Source organism: Streptosporangium sp. NPDC006007 (genome assembly GCF_040614315.1).
Taxonomy (GTDB): domain Bacteria; phylum Actinomycetota; class Actinomycetes; order Streptosporangiales; family Streptosporangiaceae; genus Streptosporangium.
In genome coordinates, this window is the sequence record NZ_JBEXUG010000045.1 from 25,278 (window position 1) to 43,134 (window position 17,857).

The following is a 17,857-nucleotide window of genomic DNA, read 5'->3' on the forward strand; positions in this document are numbered from 1 at the left end:
TTCGGGGGAAAGACAGGTCAGGGCCGCGTAATCCGTCCCCACGACCCCCACGACATCCCGAGGAGCCCCGCCCGTGGCGCAGGAGAAGACGGCCGCCCCGGCGCCGGAGGCGGTGGCGACGGGCGGCCCGCCGGGCGGGCGGCCCCCCCTCCGGCGGCGGATCCCCGCGGCCGGGATCGCGGGCGTCGTCGCCGGCGGCCTGCTGCTCTTCCTCGCCTTCCCGCCCCTCGGGCTCTGGTTCCTGGCGCCGCCGGCCATGGCGCTCCTCGTCCTGTCGGTGCGCGGTGTGCGCCCCCGGCGCGCCCTGTGGCTGGGCTTCCTGGCGGGCCTCGCCTTCCTGCTGCCCGCGCTGCACTGGGTCAGCCCGATCGGAATGGACGCCTGGCTGGGCCTGGTGGCCCTGGAGAGCCTGTTCTACGCGGCCTGGGCCGCCGGGGCCGCCCTCACCTCCACGCTGCCCCTGTGGCCGTTGTGGAGCGCCGCGCTCTGGGTGGCCGTGGAGTGGGCACGGGGGACCTTCCCGTTCGGCGGATTCCCCTGGGCGAGGGTGGCCTTCAGCCAGGGGGAGTCGGTCTTCACCCCCTACGCGGCCCTGGGCGGGGCGCCGCTGGTGAGCTTCGCGGTGGCCCTGTGCGGCGGCCTGATCGCGCTGGCGGCGCTGAGGCTCGCACCCGGGTCCCCGCGGTCCTCCCGGAACCCGCCGCTCACCCGGGCGCTCGTCCTGCCGCTCGCCGGGGCGCTGGCGGTCCCGGCAGCCGCGTTCGCCGTCCCCCGGCCCGGTGACGAGGGCGGGGCCGTGACCGTCGGCGTCATCCAGGGCAACGTCCCCGGGCGAGGCATGAACCCCCTGGGGGACTCGCCGGCCGTGGTCCTCGGCAACCACACCCGCATGCTGCACGAGATGGCGCGGGCCGTACGGGAGGGCGGGACGCCCAGGCCGGACCTGGTCGTGCTGCCGGAGAACTCCACCGACATCGACCCCTACCGCAGCGACCTCGCCCACCGGGCGATCGACGAGGCGGTCAAGGACATCGGGGTGCCCGTCCTGGTCGGCGCCGTGGTCGGCGTCGGCGAGGCCAACCGGGCGACCCGCAGCCTGGTCTGGGACCCGGTCAGCGGCCCCGGCGCCTACTACGACAAGCAGAGGCTCGTCCCGTTCGGCGAGTACACCCCGCTGAAGGACCTCGTGCTGGCGCTGTTCGACCGGGCCGGTCTGGTCGGCAGGCAGTCGGTGCCCGGCACCCGCGACGGCGACCTGAGGGTGGGCCCGGTGACCATCGGCGCGATCAACTGCTACGAGGTGGCCTTCGACGGCGTCGTGCGCGGGACCGCGGCCACCGGCGCCAGCCCGCTGGTGGTGCAGACCAACAACGCCACCTACGCGCTGACCAACCTGCCCGCCCAGCAGCTCGCCATGTCCCAGCTGCGCGCCGTCGAGCACAACCGCGCCGTGATCACCGCCGCGATCACGGGTATATCCGCCTACGTGACCCCCGACGGCACGGTCGCCTGGCGGACCGGCGAGCTGGTCCCCGCGGCGAACGTGCTGACCGTTCCGATCAGAACCTCCGTAACGGTCGCCACCCGCGTGGGCGCGCTGCCAGAGTGGGCCATGGTACTTGTGGGTACGGGCGCGCTGGCCATGGGCCGGTGGCGCCGGACGCGCCCCCCGGCACACTTCCCGGGCCGGGAGGACAGGCGGCAGGTGGGAGAGGCGTGATGGAGCGGATGCTCGGCCGGGTGCTCGTCATCGTCCCGACCTACAACGAGCGGGACAACCTGCCGATGATCACCGAGCGGGTTCGCGCCGCGGTGCCCGAGGCCCACCTGCTGATCGCCGACGACGACAGCCCCGACGGCACCGGTGCGGTCGCCGGCGCGCTGGCCGGATCCGACGACCACGTCCACGTGCTGCACCGTCCGGGCAAGCAGGGGCTGGGCGCCGCCTACCTCGCGGGCTTCCGCTGGGGCCTGAACGAGGGCTTCGACGTCCTCGTGGAGATGGACGCCGACGGCTCCCACCGGCCCGAGGAGCTCCCCAAGCTGCTGGAGGCGCTCGCGGACGGCGCCGACCTGGTGATCGGGTCCCGCTGGGTGCCCGGTGGCAAGGTCGTCAACTGGCCCGCCTCCAGGGAGTTCCTCTCCCGCGGCGCGAACGTCTACACCCGGATGATGCTCGGCGTCCCGGTCCGCGACGCCACCGCCGGATTCCGCGCCTACCGCGCCTCCACCCTGCGGAAGATCGGCCTGGACGACGTGGAGTCGCAGGGCTACTGCTTCCAGGTGGACCTGACGCTGCGCACCGTCCGCCACCACCTGCGCGTCGCCGAGGTGCCCATCACGTTCGTGGAGCGCACCGCCGGGGCCAGCAAGATGAGCCGGGGCATCGTGGCGGAGGCGCTGTGGCGGGTCACCGTGTGGGGTCTCTCCGGCCTGCCCGGACGTCTGCGCCGTCCACGCTGAGCGAACGCGGAACGCGCCGCCGCCCGAGGACGTTGTCACTGTTGTAGGGCTGTCGCGTGAGTTGAGGAAAAGATGCGCCTTGTGCTGTTCCTGATCCTCCTGGGGATCCCGGTCCTGGAGATCTGGACGCTGATCCAGGTCGGCCAGGCCATCGGCGGCTGGCCCACCGCCGCCCTGCTGCTCGCCGCCGCCCTGCTGGGCGTCTGGATCATCCGCGGGGAGGGCCGCAAGGCCCTGCGGAACCTGCAGGAGGCCCTGCGGAGCGGCCGGATGCCCGAGCACGACCTCGCCGACGGCGCGGTGGCCGTCGCGGGCGGCATGCTCCTGATCGTGCCGGGCTTCGTCACCGACCTCCTCGGGCTGCTCTGCGTCCTGCCCCTCACCCGGCCGCTGGTCCGCGGACTCGGTGCGGCGCTCTTCGCCCGGCGGATCCGCGGGCTCGCCGAGGCGGGTCCGGGCGTGGGCTCGCCGTTCGGCGAGGCGGGCCCGCCCTTCGACCTCTTCGACGCGGCGCGTGGCCGGGGCTCGGGCCCCGTCATCCACGGCGAGGTCATCAGGGACGAGCCGGGCGGCCCGGCCGTCCGCGACTCCGGACGCGGCATCACCGACCGCTGAGGCCCACCGGGAGCCGGCGGGGGTCAGCGGGACACGCTGAGGCCGGCCAGGCGGCGCAGCGAGAGCCGGAACAGCGCCGCGTTCACCGGTCTCACCAGCGGCCATCCGAGCCGCCCCACCGGCCCGAACGGCAGGTCGAGCTCCTCCTCCCAGACGATGGTGCTGCCGCCGTCCTCGCGGGGCAGCACGCGGAAGACGCCGGTCCCGCGCACCAGGCGGCCGGTGTGCCGGACCGTCACGCTCCTGGGCGGATCCCACCCGGTGATCTCCATGGTGTCCAGGAACCCGACCGGGCCCAGACCGGTGAAGGCCGCCAGGCGGCTTCCGACGCCACGGCCGTCGCCGGCGGTGACGCGCGCGCGGGTCAGGACCATCCACTCGTCGTGGCGCGGCCAGTCGGTCAGCACGGAGAACACCCGCTCGGGACGGGCCGCCGTGTTCACCGAGACGGTGATGCGGGAGTGGGTCACGCCCGTTCCCTCCCCCGGGACGCCCACCCCCGAAACCCCGTCCCCCTCCGTGGAGGCGGCGTCAGGGGGAGGCGGGGACCGCCCCCGAGGTCTGGGCGGCCACCAGGGTGGCGTAACGGCCGCCCCGGGTGAGCAGGCCCTCGTGGGTGCCCCGCTCCACGATCCGTCCCTCGTCGACGACCAGGATGAGGTCGGCGTCCCTGACCGTGCTCAGCCGGTGGGCGATCACGATGCGCGTCTGGGTGAGCCAGCCGAGGTTGGCCTCGATCCGGGCCTCGGTGGTGCTGTCCAGATGGCTGGTGGCCTCGTCGAGCAGCAGGATCTTCGGCCGGGACAGCAGCGCGCGGGCGAGGGCGAGCCGCTGCCTCTGGCCGCCGGACAGGCCGCCGCCCTCCACGAGCATGGTCTCGTATCCCATCGGCATCATGCAGATCTCGTCGTGCAGGCAGGCGAGCTCGGCGGCCTGCACGATCTGCTCCGTCGACGCCTCGGGGGCGTTGAGCGCGATGTTCTCCCGGATCGAACCGGTGAACAGCGACGGCTCCTGGGTGACCACGCCGAACTGGCGCCGCAGGGAGCGGAGGTTGAGCTCCGTCAACGGCACCCCGTCATAGCTGAGCCGCCCCTCCGACGGGGTGTGCAGGGCCAGCAGCAGCCGGGCCAGGGTGCTCTTGCCCGCCCCGGACGGACCGACCAGGGCGATCTTCTGCCCGGAGCCGATCGACACCGAGACGCCGCGGAGCGTCCACGGGCCACGGGGGTCGTAGCGGAAACCGACTCCGTGCAACTCCACCGATCCGCGCAGTCTGAGCACCTCGACGCCGGAGGTCGGCTCGGGCTCGGAGGCGAGGATGTCGGACAGCCGGTCGAAGTGCGCCCCGGCCTGCTGGAGTCCCTGGAAACTGGTCATCAGTGAGGCGATGGGGGTGAGCGCGGCGACGGCCAGGGCGTTGAGCGCGAGCAGGGTGCCCAGGGTCAGCTCCCCGCCGAGCACCCGCCACGCGCCGACCCAGAGCAGCGCGAGCGGGGCGAGCAGGCGGAGCGTCCCGAGGGCGGCGTCCAGCAGGCCCTGGGTCAGGCCGCCCCGCATGTCGGCGTTGAGCTGGTGGGTGAAGTGCTTCGACCACTGCGCGACCGCGCGGTGCTCGGCCCCGGACGCCTTGAGCGTCTCGATACCGCCGATGGCCTGGACGAGCTGACTCTGGGTGGCCGCGAAGGCGGTGAGCTCCTCCTGGGTGAGGCGTCCGACCCTGCGTGCGGTGACCAGCAGCAGCAGCACCTGCAGGGCCGCGAACCCGAGCAGGCAGGCGCCGAAGACGGCGTCCCGGCTGAACACCAGGATCAGGTAGCCGATGGCGAGCGGGCCGTCCAGCAGCGCCGACAGGGCCTGCCCGGTGAGCATCTCGCGCAGCACCGCCACGCTGCCGGCCCGCGTCATCAGGTCGCCCTTGCCGCGCAGCGCGAAGTAGCGGTACGGCAGGGCGACCAGGTGGGCGACCACCCCGCCGGTCAGCTCGGAGTCGGCCCCGGCGCGGATGGCGACCAGCAGGACCGAGCGGAGGCAGCCCACCACGAACTGCGTCGCGGCGGCGAGCGCCAGCCCCAGGCCGATCACGGCCAGCACCCCGCCCGCCCCCGCGGGCAGGACCCGATCCACCAGCGCCTCGGAGAAGAACGGCAGCACCAGGCCGAGGAGCTGCAGCAGCAGCGAGGCCAGGACCACCTGGGCGAGCAGCCCCTTTCTCCGCATCAAAAGCGCGCGGATGAACCGTCGGCGCCAGGCGTGGCCGGGGCTGGAGCGCCCGGGGCGGAAGCCGGGTCCGGGTTCGAAGGCGAGCAGCACGCCGGTGAAGCCCTCGTCGAACTCCTCGGTGGTGAGCCTGCGGCGCCCCCCGGCCGGGTCGACGACGTGGACCCGGTCCCGCTCCCAGCGTTCGACGACCACGAAGTGGTTGAACTGCCAGTGGACCACGGCCGGCATCGGCACGCGGGCGAGGTCGGACGGGGCCAGGGAGAAGGCCCGCGCCTTCAGCCCGCACTCCTTGGCACCCTCCAGCAGCGCCTTGGCGCTGAGACCGTCCCTGCCGATCTGGAGCCGGTCGGTGATCTCGTGCAGCGAGGTGCGGCGGCCGTGATGGGACAAGACCATGGTCAGGCAGGCGGCCCCGCACTCCGTGGCGGTGTTCTGCAGCACGACCGGCACGCGTCTCACGGCGCACCCCCCGTCCGGGCCCGCAGCAACAGGGCGAACGCGACCCCGGCGGCCAGCAGCAGCGCCACCAGCGCCCAGAGCGCCACCAGCGTGCCCGTACGGATCGTCAGCGGGATCCCCTCCCGTTCCGAGGAGGCCCGGTGCCGCCGCAGCGACTCCTCACGGAAGACGGCGCGTCCCATCACCAGTGCCACTCGATCGAGGCGTGCCCGCGGCGCTCGGCCAGCCACTCGGCGAACGCCACGCGGCCGGCCGCGGCCAGCGTCCGCTCGTCCGCCGACGCGGGGATCACGGGGACACGGTCCAAGACGATCCCGGCGATGAAGGCCGTGCCGTGGGCCACGGGCCCGACCACGGTCCCCGGCGAGGCGTCCCTGAGCGGTTCCGGCAGCTCGAAGGCCAGGCGCTCGGCGATCGTCGTCTCGGTCCCGCCGTCCGCCTCCGCGGTGAGGGCGGTCAGGTCACCGCCGCCGATCCGGGCGAGTTCGGCGGCACGGCGGGCGAGAGACCGCTCGGGGCCGGTGATCCAGACTCCGCGGACCCGGTCGAACGTCCGGGGTTCGGCCGCCAGGCGCACCGGTCCGAGCTCGGCCTCCCTGCGCCGGCGGAAGCTCCGCCGCCTGGCCACACCGGCGATGTAGGTCTCGAACTGGGGCGGGGTCATGCCCATCTCGGCCAGCCAGGCCAGTGTCGAGGCGCGGTCGTGCAGACCCCGGCCCCGCCGGAACTCGTCCGCCGCGGCCTGCAGCTCCTCGTCGTCGACCGGCCCGGTGTCGCCCTGGAGTTCGTTGAGGATCAGGCACTGATCGACGATCTCGTCGTGCGGCGTCGCGTCGCGGCGCGACAGCGACCGGATCATGGTCAGCGCCTGGGCGACCGACAGGTGCACGTCGTCGACGCTGACCAGCTGGCCCGCCGCCCAGTGCGTCGAGTGGTCGATCAGCCAGGGCACGCCGTCGTCGGCCGGCGCGGTGAGCGCGACCGTTCCGCCGTCCGGGGCCTCCAGCAGAAGGTCGAAGTCGACCACCTGGGTGCCGGGGCGTTCGTCGACGACGAGTTCGGCGTGGAGGCCGGGATGCCCGGCCGCCCACGCGGCGGCCGCCCGCCGGGCCTCCTCCACCCGGGCCCGCCGCCGGGGCAGGCCGCGCAGCAGCCGCACGCCGGACTCAAGTATCGTCCCGAGATCACTCATGATCCATTCCTGTTGTCCGTCTCCACGAGCCAGTCGGCGATCGCGTCGCCGATGGGCAGTCCTGCGCGCTGCTCCAGGAAGCCCCAGGCCCCGTTGGGGTTGATCTCCAGGAACACGTACGCCCCTTCCGGGGTGAGGATGAGGTCGATCGCGCCGTAGGTCAGCCCCAGTGAGGTGACGAGCTCCACACACCGGCGTTCCAGGTCGCCGGGGAGCCGGTGGGCGGTGTAGAGCACCCGGTCGTCGTCGTAGTGCCGCCAGTCGTCTCTGGCCCGGTGGGACGCCTGCGAGTCGATCTCGGCGGCGAAGACCCGGTCACCCACCACGATCACGCGGAGTTCCACGGCCTTGGGAATGTACGGCTGCAGGATGACCGGTTCGTGCCGGAGGCGGTGGCGCGAGGTGAGGTGGCGCCGGGTGAGGACGGTGGTGTACGTGCGGTGGTCGACGCCGTCGACGTCGAACTCGCCGGAGTCGATCTGCTTGGCGATCAGCCGCCCGGACGTCCTGTCGTGGAACGGCACCAGTTCGGCCGGATCGTTGGTGAAGACGGTCTCCGGCACCGAGAAGCCGAGCGCCGCCGCGCGGGCCATGTGAATGATCTTGTTGTGCGCCCGGCGCTCGGTGTCCCTGCGCGAGGGCAGCCAGCGGGCCGGGGCCAGCTCCCAGGCTCCGTCGAGCAGGAACTCCGCCTGCCGGACCACGTGACGGCGGTGGGAGGGCGCGGTCACGTTCCCGGCCGGGGTGGGCGCGTTCGGGCGCCGCCGCCACACGGCACGCACCGTCGACAGATCCAGCCGCTCGGTGCCGGTGTCGAGCACCATCCGGTGCCCGTCGCCGGTGAGGACGGCGGTGAGGGTGCCGAGGGCCGGGAAGTCGCCCGGGTCCCACCAGGTCACCGGCGCGCCCCGGCGCCTCAGTGCCGGCAGCACCATCTCGACCGTGTCGTCGCGCCGGTCGCTCAGTATCAGGATCACGTTCACCCTCGTCATGGAAGAGACGGCGGGGCGGGGAGCGCCCACCCCGCCGCGTGTCCGATCATCGACCCTCCGCCCTCACCGGGTCCGGCGCCTCCCACCGCGCCGGTACGGCGAGGCGGTGACGCCGGCCTGATCGGCGGCCGGCGAGCGGCGCGCGATCCGGTGAGGGGTCCCGGTCACGGCACCTAGCTGACGGTCCACTCGCAGGCCTGGCCCTTGCTGTTGCGCCAGGACACGGACATCCGGCCGCCGGAGACCTCGCCCAGCTCGGCCTCGGACAGCTCGGCTCCCTCGAACGGGATGTCGTCAATGTTGATCTTCGACATTCTTGGTTCCCTTCCGCCGCTTTCACGACGATGGTCGATCCCCCCGGGGCACCGGCGCGCGGTGACCCGCTTACGTGAGGAGACGTTAGGGACCCCAACTTGTCGATCTCTTGTAGCGGACTTGGAGCCGCGGCTCATCGGGGTCGCCCGGTCGCTTCGGGGCCCGGACAGACGGAAGGCCGGGCCGGTCGGGGCGACCGGCCCGGCCAGACGGCCGTGGTGTCCTACGGGGTCGTGGACTCCAGGTCGTCGACATAGGTCCGGCCGAAGCCGGCGGCCGGGGCGAAGCCGCGGAAGTTACCTTCCACCTCGGCCCTCTCGGCCGCGTTCGGATAGGGGTTGGTGCAGCCGGTGCCGGCGCTCGCACCGGACATCAGGTCTTCGCACAGGCCGGTGCGCCGGTCGGGCAGACCCAGGATGTGGCCGATCTCGTGGGTGGCGATGCGCAGCGGGTCGTGACCCTCGGTGGTGGCCTGCCTGCCCATCCACACGGTGCCGCGCCCGAGATCGGTGAGCTGGGCGCGGGGCCAGCCGTCGTCGGCGAGTACCACGAAGTCCGCGGGGTGACCGGCCACCAGGCGGACATCGGTCACGCTGGAGTTCCAGATCTGGGCCGCCTGGTCCACGGTGGAGCGGAACTCGGCGGCGTGGCCGGCGTCGTACCGGAGTATCTGGACGGCGGCCACGCCGGTGGACGCCCGAGCGGCCGTTCCGGCCTGGGCGGGGACGACGATCGCCAGGGGCGAGAGGCTCAGGACGAACGCGATGACGAAACGGATGACTCTTGACACTTTGCCGGGCCTCCGGGGGATGCTCGTTGATACGAGGCGGAAGAGGAGAGTTGTCAGCCGACGCGGAGCGTGAGCCCGTAGGTCTGCAGGATCTCGTTGATCGGCTGGTGGTAGGTCGTGCCGCCGGACCGGCAGTTTCCGGAACCGCCGGAGGTCACGCCCTGGGCCTGGTCGCCGGAGACGAACGGGCCTCCGGAGTCACCCGGCTCGGCGCACACGCTGGTCCGGGTCAGGCCGGTGATCGTGCCCTGCGGGTACGTGACCGAGGCGTTGTGCTGCTGGATGGTGCCGCAGTGCCAGCCGGTGGTGGAGCCGGAACGGCAGACGGAGGCGCCGACCACGGCCTGGGCGGACCCGCGGACGACGACGTTGCCGCCGGTCGCCTTGACCCAGGGTTGCGGGGTGTGGCCCGGGGCGGCGACCCAGGCGTAGTCGTTGCCGGGGAACGACGACCCCTGGAAGGTGCCGTACGGATTGCTGGTCCCGCTGCCCGCCTGGCCGCAGTGCCCGGCGGTGGCGAAGCCGGGGGTGCCGCCCCTGGTGACGGGGAAGCCGATCGAACAGCGGCTGCCGCCGTCGATGTAGTACGGGTCGCCGCCCCGGAGGTTGACGAGGGGGCGGGGGCGTTCGCCGGAGACCACCACCCGCACCGCGTTCCTGTCCACGCCGGAGGCGGTGACGAGGGCCTCGCCCTCGGCCTGCCGGGGAGCCAGCACCGTGACGCCGTTGGTGCGGATGTCGATGTACCAGAGGGCCGCGCCGCTCTTCACCTGCTCCGGAGCCCGGTCGAGCCGGTCCTTGAGCGCCTCAAGCCGGTTCAGGCTCCGGCCGACGACCACCGGCCGGGCGCCCTCCGCCGCGATGGTGTCGGCGGTGGTGGCGTCGGTGGTGGCGACGGAGAGTACGGTGGCGTCGGCGCTGAGCCAGGCACCGGCGTACTTCTCGCCGAGCGTCCTGCTCAGCGAGGTCTCGGCGACGGCGGCGCGCGACTCGTTGGCCAGCCGGGTGACGGCCTGCTCGACGGTGATGCCGAGGTCACGCCGGAGCGCCTCGATGAGCGAGGGGGGCTGGGCCGCGGACAGCGGGGCCTGTTCGGCGGCGGCGGGGGCCACGGTGGCCGCCGCGGAGAGGGCGGCCATGGCGGTAACCGCCAACAGGGGGTGTTTACTCGACATGTGCACTCCTGGTGGGGGGTGCTGTCAAGGTATGCGGCGTGACACAAGGGGGGGATGTGGCAAAAAACCCCTATCGCCGTGTTATGACATCGCGGTGGTATGGCCTCGCGACGGTATGGCCCTCGGGGGTGCGGCTGCCGGGCGTGACACATTACCCGAAGGTGAACCGGCCGGGTACGGACGCGTCCCTCCACAGAGCCGTGGCCGCCGGCCTCCTTGGCCTGCCATGCCCGGTCCTCCGAGGTTTCCCGTGCTCGGAGCCGCATCCGGGCCGGTCGCGCTCCGGTGTGTCCCGGTAGGGTCCGGGTGGCCGGGTGTGCGCGCCCCGCGTGGCCGGTGCGGCGGAAGCCGGTGCCACCGGTTCGTCCTGATCCCCTCGAAGAGGCCGCCATGACAGCCTTCCGGGGCGCGGGACCGCGATGGCCGCCGGTCCGCGGGCGGACGCGCGGCCTCTGACAGTGATCAAACGGGGTCGAGTCAAATCGCGGGTTCTGGGCACGCGGTACCCGTGAGGATAGATTGCTTGGTCCCACGGACCGCCGGTCGGCCGCGGCGATGACGCCCGGCCGGGGTTCCGCTTGGAGCGTTCCGTTGAGGTTGCCACAGGAGGATGCGCGTCCATGACCCACCAGCCCGCCGACGACGGTGGATCCGGGCACGAGGAGCAGTCGACGTTACCCCGCCGTGACGAGGCGTCCCGCTGTCCCCACACCGAGGCCGGCCGCCGGTGCGTCCTGCCGTCCGGTCACGGACTGGAGCACATATACCCGTACCGGAAGACCGCCCGCTGAACTCCGGTGGCCGCTGCCGCGTCCGCGGGGGCCGTGAACCGGGGACGCCCGGTCGAATAGCATGTGATCGCACCTGTACGGCGGGCGGGGCGAGAGGCGGGAGCGGGTTCCTCATGTTCGACGACAAGACGCAGGAGACCCTCCGGCGCCTGCTGGACCTCGCCGAGCACCCCGCGACCTCGCAGCCCGAGCGGGCTTTGGCCGTCGCCAGGGTCAGGGCGCTCATCATGGTGCCCGAGGGGGACGCCCGCCGCGCGCCGGTCACCGCGGCCGTGGAGGCCGACATGCTCGGAAAGATCAGGCCGCTGACCCGCGGGGTCGACGAGGACCTGGTGAACGAGGTGCACGGCGATCTCTACGCCTTCGGCACCCGTTACCGTGTGATCGGCGAGGTGGCCGACGAGATGGCCCGCCTGCTCGAACGCTGGAGCGGTGCCGCCCCGGGCAGGAGACACCGGCACGAGGAGACGGTCCGGACGACGGCCTCGAAGCTCGCCTACCTCCTGGAGCGCCGGGATCTGTTCCGCAGGCCGAGGTGGAGCAGCCGCCCACCGGCGAGGTAGTCCCCGCTCTCCTGGCCGGGCCTTTCCCGGGGTTTCCCATCGTTTCCCATCGTTTCCCGTGGTTTCCCGCCCTCCGGCACCTCGGCTCCGTTGGCGAGGTGGCGGCGGGAGGTGCTCAGATCAGGCCGAGCGAGAGCATCGCGTCGGCGACACGCTTGAACCCGTCGATGTTGGCCCCGGCCACGTAGTTGCCCGGCATGCCGTACTCGTCGGCGGTCTGCAGGCAGCGGCCGTGGATGTCACGCATGATCTGCCGCAGGCGGGCCTCGGAGAACTCGAAGGTCCACGAGTCGCGGCTGGCGTTCTGCTGCATCTCCAGCGCGCTGGTGGCGACCCCGCCCGCGTTGGCGGCCTTGCCCGGTCCGAAGGCGACGCCCGCCTCCTCGAAGATCCGTATCCCCTCGGGGGTGGTGGGCATGTTGGCGCCCTCGCCGATCGCGACGCAGCCGTTGCGGACAAGCCTTTCGGCGTCCCGGCCGGTGATCTCGTTCTGGGTGGCGGACGGCATGGCCACCTCGCACGGCACGTCCCAGACGCTCGCGCCGGGTACGAAGATCGTGCTCCCGCCGCGGCGCTCGGCGTAGGTGTCCATCCGGCGGCGTTCCACCTGCTTGACCTGCTTGAGCAGGTCCAGGTCGATCCCCTTGTCGTCGAGGACGTAACCGGAGGAGTCGGAGCAGGCGATCACCACGCCGCCGAGCTGCCGCACCTTCTCGATCGTGTAGACGGCGACGTTGCCCGCCCCGGACACCACCACACGCTTGCCGTCGAACGACGTTCCGCGCGCCTTCAGCATCTCGTCGACGAAGAACGCGCAGCCGTACCCGGTCGCCTCGGTCCGCACCTGCGCGCCGCCGTAGCTGAGCCCCTTGCCGGTGATCACTCCGGACTCGTAGCGGTTGGTGATGCGCTTGTACTGGCCGAACAGGTAGCCGACCTCGCGCTGCCCGACGCCGATGTCGCCGGCCGGGACGTCGGTGTACTCGCCGATATGGCGGTAGAGCTCGGTCATGAAGCTCTGGCAGAACCGCATGACCTCGCGGTGGGAGCGTCCCTTCGGGTCGAAGTCGGAGCCGCCCTTGCCGCCTCCGATCGGCAGGCCGGTCAGGCTGTTCTTGAAGATCTGCTCGAAGCCGAGGAACTTGACGATGCCGAGGTAGACCGAGGGGTGGAACCGCAGGCCCCCCTTGTAGGGGCCCAGCGCGCTGTTGAACTCCACCCGGAAACCCCGGTTGATGTGCACCTCGCCCCGGTCGTCCTCCCAGGGCACCCGGAAGATGATCTGCCGTTCGGGTTCGCAGATCCGTTCGATCACCTTCGACTCGGCGTACTCCGGATGTTTGCCGAGCACCGGCCCGATGTTCTCCAGCACCTCGCGGACGGCCTGGTGGAACTCGATCTCCCCCGGGTTGCGGCGCAGTACGTTGTCGTAGACGTCCGACAATCTCTCATGCAGCATTCAGACGGTCCCCTCGCTCAATAAGAGGCATAACTCCGCATACACCTTATGGTCTGACAAACGGTGCATTTTCAAGGCCCCCGTGGTACCCGCCCCGTCCGCCCCGCCGGACGGGGCGGCGGGGACGGCCGCACGCGGGCGGGGAGTCCCGGAGCGAGCCTCAGCGCCGGGGGGAGGGCCAGGGGTTGGGGCGGCAGCCGGACAGCGACTTGGTCTGCTGGAGCATCACCGGAGCCCGCCTGCCCGGTCCCGGACACGGTACGTGGCCGTGGCCGAGGCCGTGACCGACCTCGTGGTTGACGACGTACTCGCGGTAGGAGGCGACGTCGCGGCCGTAGCCCCGCGCGCCCGCGTTCCACCGCACCGCGTTGACGACCGCGCGCCCTCGGTTCCAGCAGGACAGCGCGCCAAAGGTGATCAGCGGCCTGCACCGCCGGTCCGTCGTCGCCGGGCTGGACAGCGACACCCGGAATCTCACCGGCCCTCGCCCGACCCGCTGGAACCGGAACCCCCAGCCGCGCCGGTCGTTGAGGATCCTGTGCACCTCGTCGGCGAACTCGCGCGGGTCGAACGGCAGCCCGTCCTCGACCTCGACCGTGTACCGGACCGCCTTGCCCTCCCCGTGGTTCCCGGGAGGCCGGGCGTTGCCGGGGACCACGGTGTACCGGCCACTCGCCGACGCGGGAACCCGCTCTCTCAGGGGCTGCCGCCGCCCGTTGGCGAGCAGGAACGTCCGCTCGGGCGCGGGCCCCCCGGACTCGGGCGGGGCCGGGGGCGGGGTGGGCGTCACGGAGACCTCGGGCAGGCCGGGGGCGGGGAAGTCGGGCGGCGCGGGTTCGTCGCGGGCCGGTGCCGGACGACCGCTCAGCAGTACACCGCTACCGACCATGAGTGACGCCGAAATGCTGACGGCAAGAAGCCACAAAAAGGGCTTACTCTCATGAAGCCTAACGTTCCTCGACATAGGCCGTAAACCTTATTACCGATCGATATAACCCATCACCGCGGATCCGTCCGGCGGCCCCGGCCGCGGAGCGGTGTCGCCGCGGGCCGTCTAACCGTCGGCGGCCCAGCCGTGGACCGTCCTCAGCACGGCCGCGACGCGGGCGAACCGCTGGGGGTCCAGGACCGACCCCTCGCGGCGGATGCCGTCCTCGTCGAGCTCGAAAACCCGGTCCAGGCGCAGGTGGGAGACCCGGTTCTCCCGATCCCAGCGACCGGGGCCGAGCTCCAGCCACCCGCCTGGATCGCCGTTGCCGCCGCGGCTGGACAGCATCATCGCCAGCAGCCTCCGCCGGTGGCGGCCGACGACCAGTAGCGGCCGGTCCTTGCCCCTGGTGGGATCCTCCTCGTAGGGGACCCAGGCCCAGACGATCTCACCGGGGTCGGCGAGCCCGTCGAGATCGGGGGAGTAGTCGAGACAGGCCGCCCGGCTCACGCCGTGGACCTCCCGGACCGCGCCGCGAGCCGGTCGCGGGTCTTCATCGAGATCACGCACAAAAGCACCCTATTGGACGGGTACGCGTGGAACCGGGCGCCGCCCGTCCACCCGTTCTCACCGGGAGGGCGGTGGGGCGGTGGGGCGGTGGGGCGGTGGGGCGGTGTTCGAGCCTGGCTCAGCCGCCGCTCTTGCGGCGGAAGGAGCGCTTGCCCCCGACCGGGCCGTGGGCGCCGTGGATCTTCGAGGAGCCCTTCCCCTTGCCGCCACCGCCCAACTCCGCCTGAGCGAGCTTCTTACGCTCCAGTGCCTCGCGGAACTTGCGCTTCAGCTCGTCTTCGGAACTCTCGGGCTCCGGCGTGACGTCAGACATACGGACCTCCTGAATCTGGACGAGCAGTCCAACTCCGGCCAACCGGATCATCATCCTCTCATGTCCCTCAGCGGAAGCCGGTTGACGGGAACAGGAGAGGCTCTTGTTCACCAAGGTAGTCTGGGCGGAGGCTCGCCGAGCATGATCGCGGCCTCCCGGTTCGGCGGACCGCCTTCATCGAGCCCGGGTGACGCCCCGCAGGCGGTGTTCTCGGTTTCCTCGGCGGTTTCGGGATCTTCGGGGGTTTCAGTGAAGGCCCATGGCTATCAGCAGCAGAAGGCCCGCGATGTGGCCGATGACCACGAACACGATGACGAAGATGAAGACGAACTTCGCCGGCCCGTGCTCGAAGTGCTTGCCCTCCGTGAGCGACGGGCGCAGGGCCTGACGCTCGGCGATCCGCTCCTCGATCGGCTTGCGGTGAAACATGGGACTCCTTTGCCGGCCGACGGTTGGGGCCACAATAGTTTGTGTACCAATTATCGTACTATGTCGGCAGGAGGGGTGTGTGAGCGACATGACCGACGCCTTAAGCCTGGAGCGCCAGGTGTGCTTCGCCCTGGCGGTCGCCTCGCGCGGCGTCATCGGAGTGTACCGGCCGTTACTGCAGCCCATGGGCCTGACCCATCCCCAGTACCTGGTGATGCTCGCCCTCTGGGAGCACGCGCCGCTGTCGGTGAAGGAGCTGAGCAAGCTACTGCAACTCGACCCCGGTACGCTGTCACCGCTCCTCAAACGTCTTGAGGCGATCGGCTACATCCGGCGGCAGCGGGACAGCCAGGACGAGCGGGTCCTGGTGGTCACGCTCAGCCCGGAGGGCCGGGCGCTGAGGAGCGAGGCTGAGAGGATTCCGCCGTCCGTCGTCGAGCGCCTGGGTATGGACCTGGAGGAGCTAGAGGAGCTCCACCGGTCGCTGACCAGGGTGATCGCCGCGGCGAACGGCGCGCATCGCTGATGCGCACAGAAGAGAGGACAGAGAAGGCTCATGGCTGGAAGCCACGGAGGAAGCCCCAAGTCTTGGCTTGCGGTGGTCGTCATTCTGCTCGGGTTCACCGTCGGCGGTGTGGCCCTGTGTATCGGTCCCAGCTGGACGCTTTTCTGGGTGGGAGCCGTAATCGTCGCGGTCGGCGGTGTGATCGCCCTGGCGGTCGACATCTTCTCCGACGTGATCGTGGACGCCCCCCGGGTGCCGCTGGACCACGGTAACTGATCACCGGGCGCTCGCGGCGTGCGTCCCCGGTCCTTCGGGGCCGGGAGGATGTCAGAGTTTCGGCGGGACCTCCTCGACGGAGGGGGAGGGCTCGGAGGCGGTGCGCGGGCCGGCCGGGGGCGCGCCGGGGTGCCGTGCGCCCCGGTGGGAATCGGACGTGCGCCCGGGCCGCCGCCGACTCCCCGGGCCCGTTGAGAGCCCCGAGCTCTCCGGACTCCCCGGGCGGCCTCCCGTGATTTTCCCGGGTTTTCGGACTTCCCTAACTCATCGAACTTCCCGGCTGTCCCATCCGAAAAGCGGATAACGCTGACGTGGGCCGGAGTGTGGGTTCTCATGGTTGCCGGACCGGAGTTTCCGCAGAGACCGGGGAGGCCGAGCGCCCATGTCCCGAGATCGAACCCGATACCTTTACGCGGCCGTCGTCCTCGCGGTGGCCGCCGGGGTCGCCGTCGGGCTCGCTGCCCCCGGCGTCGCCCTGGAGCTCAAACCCCTGGGTACGGCCTTCGTCGGGCTGATCAAGATGATGATCGGCCCGATCGTCTTCTGCACCATCGTGCTCGGCGTCGGATCGGTTACCGGGGCCGCCAGGGTGGGCCGGGTCGGAGGCCTGGCACTCGGCTACTTTCTCGCCATGTCGACCGTGGCACTGGCCGTCGGCCTGGCCGTGGGCAACCTGGTCGACCCCGGCCAGGGACTCCACCTCACCGAGGAGCTCCGCCGGGCCGCCGAGACCGAGGCGGTCAAGGGGGGCGAGAGCGACACCGTGGCCTTCCTGCTCGGGATCATCCCGGTCACGCTGATGTCGGCGCTCACCGAGGGGCAGGTGCTGCAGACCCTGCTGGCCGCCCTGCTCACCGGATTCGCCCTGCAGGCCATGGGGGAGCGAGGGGCGCCGATCCTGGCCGGCGTCGCGCACGTCCAGCGGCTCGTCTTCCGCATCCTCGCCATGATCATGTGGGCCGCCCCGGTGGGGGCCTTCGGCGCGATGGCCGCCGTGGTGGGCGCGACCGGGGTGGACGCGCTCAGGAGCCTCGCCGTCATCATGCTCGGCTTCTACCTCACCTGCCTGGTGTTCGTGCTCGCCGTACTGGGGCCGCTGCTCTGGCTGGTCGCCCGGGTCAACCTGCTGTCACTGCTGCGCTACCTCGGCCGGGAGTTCCTGCTCATCCTGTCCACCTCGTCCTCGGAGTCGGCGCTGCCCCGGTTGATCGCCAAGATGGAGCACCTCGGCGTGAGCCGTCCCGTCGTCGGCATCACCGTGCCGACCGGCTACTCGTTCAACCTCGACGGCACCGCCATCTACCTGACCATGGCCACCCTCTTCATCGCGACCGCCACCGGCGCCCCGCTCTCGCTCGGTGAGCAGGTCTCCCTGCTGGTCTTCATGGTCATCGCCTCCAAGGGAGCCGCCGGAGTCACCGGCGCCGGCCTCGCCACCCTCGCCGGCGGCCTGCAGGCCCACCGCCCCGACCTGGTCGACGGGGTCGGCCTGATCGTCGGCATCGACCGTTTCATGTCCGAGGCCCGCGCGCTGACCAACTTCGCCGGCAACGCGGTCGCCACCGTCCTGGTCGGCACCTGGACCGGTGAGTTCGACCGGCAACGCGCCGCCGAGGTGCTGTCCGGCCGGCTCCCGTTCGACGAGACCTCCCCGCTGGACGATCCGCCGCCCGCGGACCGGACGGATCCGGCGATGTCGCAGGTCTAGTGCGACGTTCCTCAAAGCAGGTAGATAAAGCGGCGTCGGCGGGGGCGAGGCTCGGGAGCTGGACGGCCCCAGACCCAGGGACGGGCGCGGG

The 17,857-nt window shown here is 71.8% G+C and carries 21 protein-coding genes; 8 read left to right on the forward strand and 13 right to left on the reverse strand.

What is annotated here, in order from left to right; genetic code table 11:
- Positions 1 to 73 precede the first annotated feature (73 nt).
- From lnt to ABZ194_RS25865, 3 genes are all read left to right on the forward strand, one after another.
- Complete coding sequence (gene lnt / locus ABZ194_RS25855; RefSeq protein WP_355599603.1) at positions 74 to 1,720, forward strand: apolipoprotein N-acyltransferase; 1,647 nt, start codon at positions 74 to 76, stop codon at positions 1,718 to 1,720.
- Complete coding sequence (locus ABZ194_RS25860; protein WP_355599624.1) at positions 1,720 to 2,463, forward strand: polyprenol monophosphomannose synthase; 744 nt, start codon at positions 1,720 to 1,722, stop codon at positions 2,461 to 2,463. Before lnt ends, ABZ194_RS25860 begins: the two co-directional genes overlap by 1 nt.
- 72 nt (positions 2,464 to 2,535) lie before the next feature.
- Entirely contained in the window at positions 2,536 to 3,078 is a 543-nt protein-coding gene (locus ABZ194_RS25865) for an FxsA family protein (protein WP_355599604.1), read from the forward strand.
- Between the two features lie 23 nt (positions 3,079 to 3,101).
- Here ABZ194_RS25865 and ABZ194_RS25870 read toward each other — a convergent pair whose 3' ends face one another.
- The 8 genes from ABZ194_RS25870 to ABZ194_RS25905 all read right to left on the reverse strand — a co-directional run bounded on the left by ABZ194_RS25870 (position 3,102) and on the right by ABZ194_RS25905 (position 10,224).
- The gene (locus ABZ194_RS25870) at positions 3,102 to 3,548 is read right to left on the reverse strand and encodes an SRPBCC family protein (RefSeq protein WP_355599605.1); all 447 of its coding nucleotides are present in this window, start codon (positions 3,546 to 3,548) and stop codon (positions 3,102 to 3,104) included.
- Positions 3,549 to 3,609: 61 nt separating this feature from the next.
- Positions 3,610 to 5,760, reverse strand: coding sequence for a peptidase domain-containing ABC transporter (locus tag ABZ194_RS25875; RefSeq protein ID WP_355599606.1), 2,151 nt, complete (start codon positions 5,758 to 5,760; stop codon positions 3,610 to 3,612).
- On the reverse strand, positions 5,757 to 5,945 hold the full coding sequence (locus ABZ194_RS25880) for a hypothetical protein (RefSeq protein WP_355599607.1): 189 nt from the start codon (positions 5,943 to 5,945) through the stop codon (positions 5,757 to 5,759). Before ABZ194_RS25880 ends, ABZ194_RS25875 begins: the two co-directional genes overlap by 4 nt.
- Positions 5,942 to 6,952: a TIGR04500 family putative peptide maturation system protein gene (locus ABZ194_RS25885; RefSeq protein WP_355599608.1), complete on the reverse strand. Its 1,011-nt coding sequence runs from the start codon at positions 6,950 to 6,952 to the stop codon at positions 5,942 to 5,944. Before ABZ194_RS25885 ends, ABZ194_RS25880 begins: the two co-directional genes overlap by 4 nt.
- Entirely contained in the window at positions 6,949 to 7,929 is a 981-nt protein-coding gene (locus tag ABZ194_RS25890; protein WP_355599609.1) for an MvdC/MvdD family ATP grasp protein, read from the reverse strand. Before ABZ194_RS25890 ends, ABZ194_RS25885 begins: the two co-directional genes overlap by 4 nt.
- A 188-nt stretch (positions 7,930 to 8,117) precedes the next feature.
- Positions 8,118 to 8,258 carry a putative ATP-grasp target RiPP gene (locus ABZ194_RS25895; RefSeq protein WP_355599610.1) on the reverse strand — a complete coding sequence of 47 codons (141 nt, stop codon included), beginning with the start codon at positions 8,256 to 8,258 and terminating at the stop codon, positions 8,118 to 8,120.
- A 224-nt stretch (positions 8,259 to 8,482) separates the two neighbouring features.
- Positions 8,483 to 9,049: a snapalysin family zinc-dependent metalloprotease gene (locus ABZ194_RS25900; RefSeq protein ID WP_355599611.1), complete on the reverse strand. Its 567-nt coding sequence runs from the start codon at positions 9,047 to 9,049 to the stop codon at positions 8,483 to 8,485.
- A gap of 53 nt (positions 9,050 to 9,102) precedes the next feature.
- Positions 9,103 to 10,224: a S1 family peptidase gene (locus ABZ194_RS25905; RefSeq protein WP_355599612.1), complete on the reverse strand. Its 1,122-nt coding sequence runs from the start codon at positions 10,222 to 10,224 to the stop codon at positions 9,103 to 9,105.
- A 620-nt stretch (positions 10,225 to 10,844) separates the two neighbouring features.
- Here ABZ194_RS25905 and ABZ194_RS25910 point away from each other — a divergent pair.
- Positions 10,845 to 11,015 carry a hypothetical protein gene (locus tag ABZ194_RS25910; protein ID WP_355599613.1) on the forward strand — a complete coding sequence of 57 codons (171 nt, stop codon included), beginning with the start codon at positions 10,845 to 10,847 and terminating at the stop codon, positions 11,013 to 11,015.
- Positions 11,016 to 11,128: 113 nt separating this feature from the next.
- Positions 11,129 to 11,578 carry a hypothetical protein gene (locus ABZ194_RS25915; RefSeq protein WP_355599614.1) on the forward strand — a complete coding sequence of 150 codons (450 nt, stop codon included), beginning with the start codon at positions 11,129 to 11,131 and terminating at the stop codon, positions 11,576 to 11,578.
- Positions 11,579 to 11,693: 115 nt separating this feature from the next.
- On the opposite strand, the gene gdhA is transcribed toward ABZ194_RS25915, so the two are convergent.
- The 5 genes from gdhA to ABZ194_RS25940 all read right to left on the reverse strand — a co-directional run bounded on the left by gdhA (position 11,694) and on the right by ABZ194_RS25940 (position 15,277).
- A complete protein-coding gene (gdhA, locus tag ABZ194_RS25920; RefSeq protein WP_355599615.1) occupies positions 11,694 to 13,037 on the reverse strand; it encodes an NADP-specific glutamate dehydrogenase in 1,344 nt (447 codons plus the stop codon).
- A gap of 160 nt (positions 13,038 to 13,197) precedes the next feature.
- Positions 13,198 to 13,926 (reverse strand): DUF3152 domain-containing protein, encoded by a 729-nt coding sequence (locus tag ABZ194_RS25925; protein WP_355599616.1) that lies wholly within the window; start codon positions 13,924 to 13,926, stop codon positions 13,198 to 13,200.
- 165 nt (positions 13,927 to 14,091) lie between these two features.
- Positions 14,092 to 14,535, reverse strand: a complete 444-nt coding sequence (locus tag ABZ194_RS25930; protein WP_355599617.1) for a type II toxin-antitoxin system PemK/MazF family toxin — start codon at positions 14,533 to 14,535, stop codon at positions 14,092 to 14,094.
- A gap of 118 nt (positions 14,536 to 14,653) precedes the next feature.
- The gene (locus ABZ194_RS25935; protein ID WP_355599618.1) at positions 14,654 to 14,848 is read right to left on the reverse strand and encodes a DUF5302 domain-containing protein; all 195 of its coding nucleotides are present in this window, start codon (positions 14,846 to 14,848) and stop codon (positions 14,654 to 14,656) included.
- Positions 14,849 to 15,094: 246 nt separating this feature from the next.
- The gene (locus tag ABZ194_RS25940) at positions 15,095 to 15,277 is read right to left on the reverse strand and encodes a hypothetical protein (protein ID WP_355599619.1); all 183 of its coding nucleotides are present in this window, start codon (positions 15,275 to 15,277) and stop codon (positions 15,095 to 15,097) included.
- A gap of 79 nt (positions 15,278 to 15,356) precedes the next feature.
- Between ABZ194_RS25940 and ABZ194_RS25945 the strand changes: the two genes are divergently transcribed.
- The 3 genes from ABZ194_RS25945 (at position 15,357) to ABZ194_RS25955 (ending at position 17,766) form a co-directional block, all read left to right on the forward strand.
- On the forward strand, positions 15,357 to 15,803 hold the full coding sequence (locus ABZ194_RS25945) for a MarR family transcriptional regulator (RefSeq protein WP_355599620.1): 447 nt from the start codon (positions 15,357 to 15,359) through the stop codon (positions 15,801 to 15,803).
- Positions 15,804 to 15,833: 30 nt separating this feature from the next.
- Positions 15,834 to 16,058 (forward strand): HGxxPAAW family protein, encoded by a 225-nt coding sequence (locus tag ABZ194_RS25950; protein ID WP_355599621.1) that lies wholly within the window; start codon positions 15,834 to 15,836, stop codon positions 16,056 to 16,058.
- Positions 16,059 to 16,440: 382 nt separating this feature from the next.
- Positions 16,441 to 17,766: a cation:dicarboxylase symporter family transporter gene (locus tag ABZ194_RS25955; protein ID WP_355599622.1), complete on the forward strand. Its 1,326-nt coding sequence runs from the start codon at positions 16,441 to 16,443 to the stop codon at positions 17,764 to 17,766.
- The last annotated feature ends 91 nt before the right edge of the window (positions 17,767 to 17,857 follow it).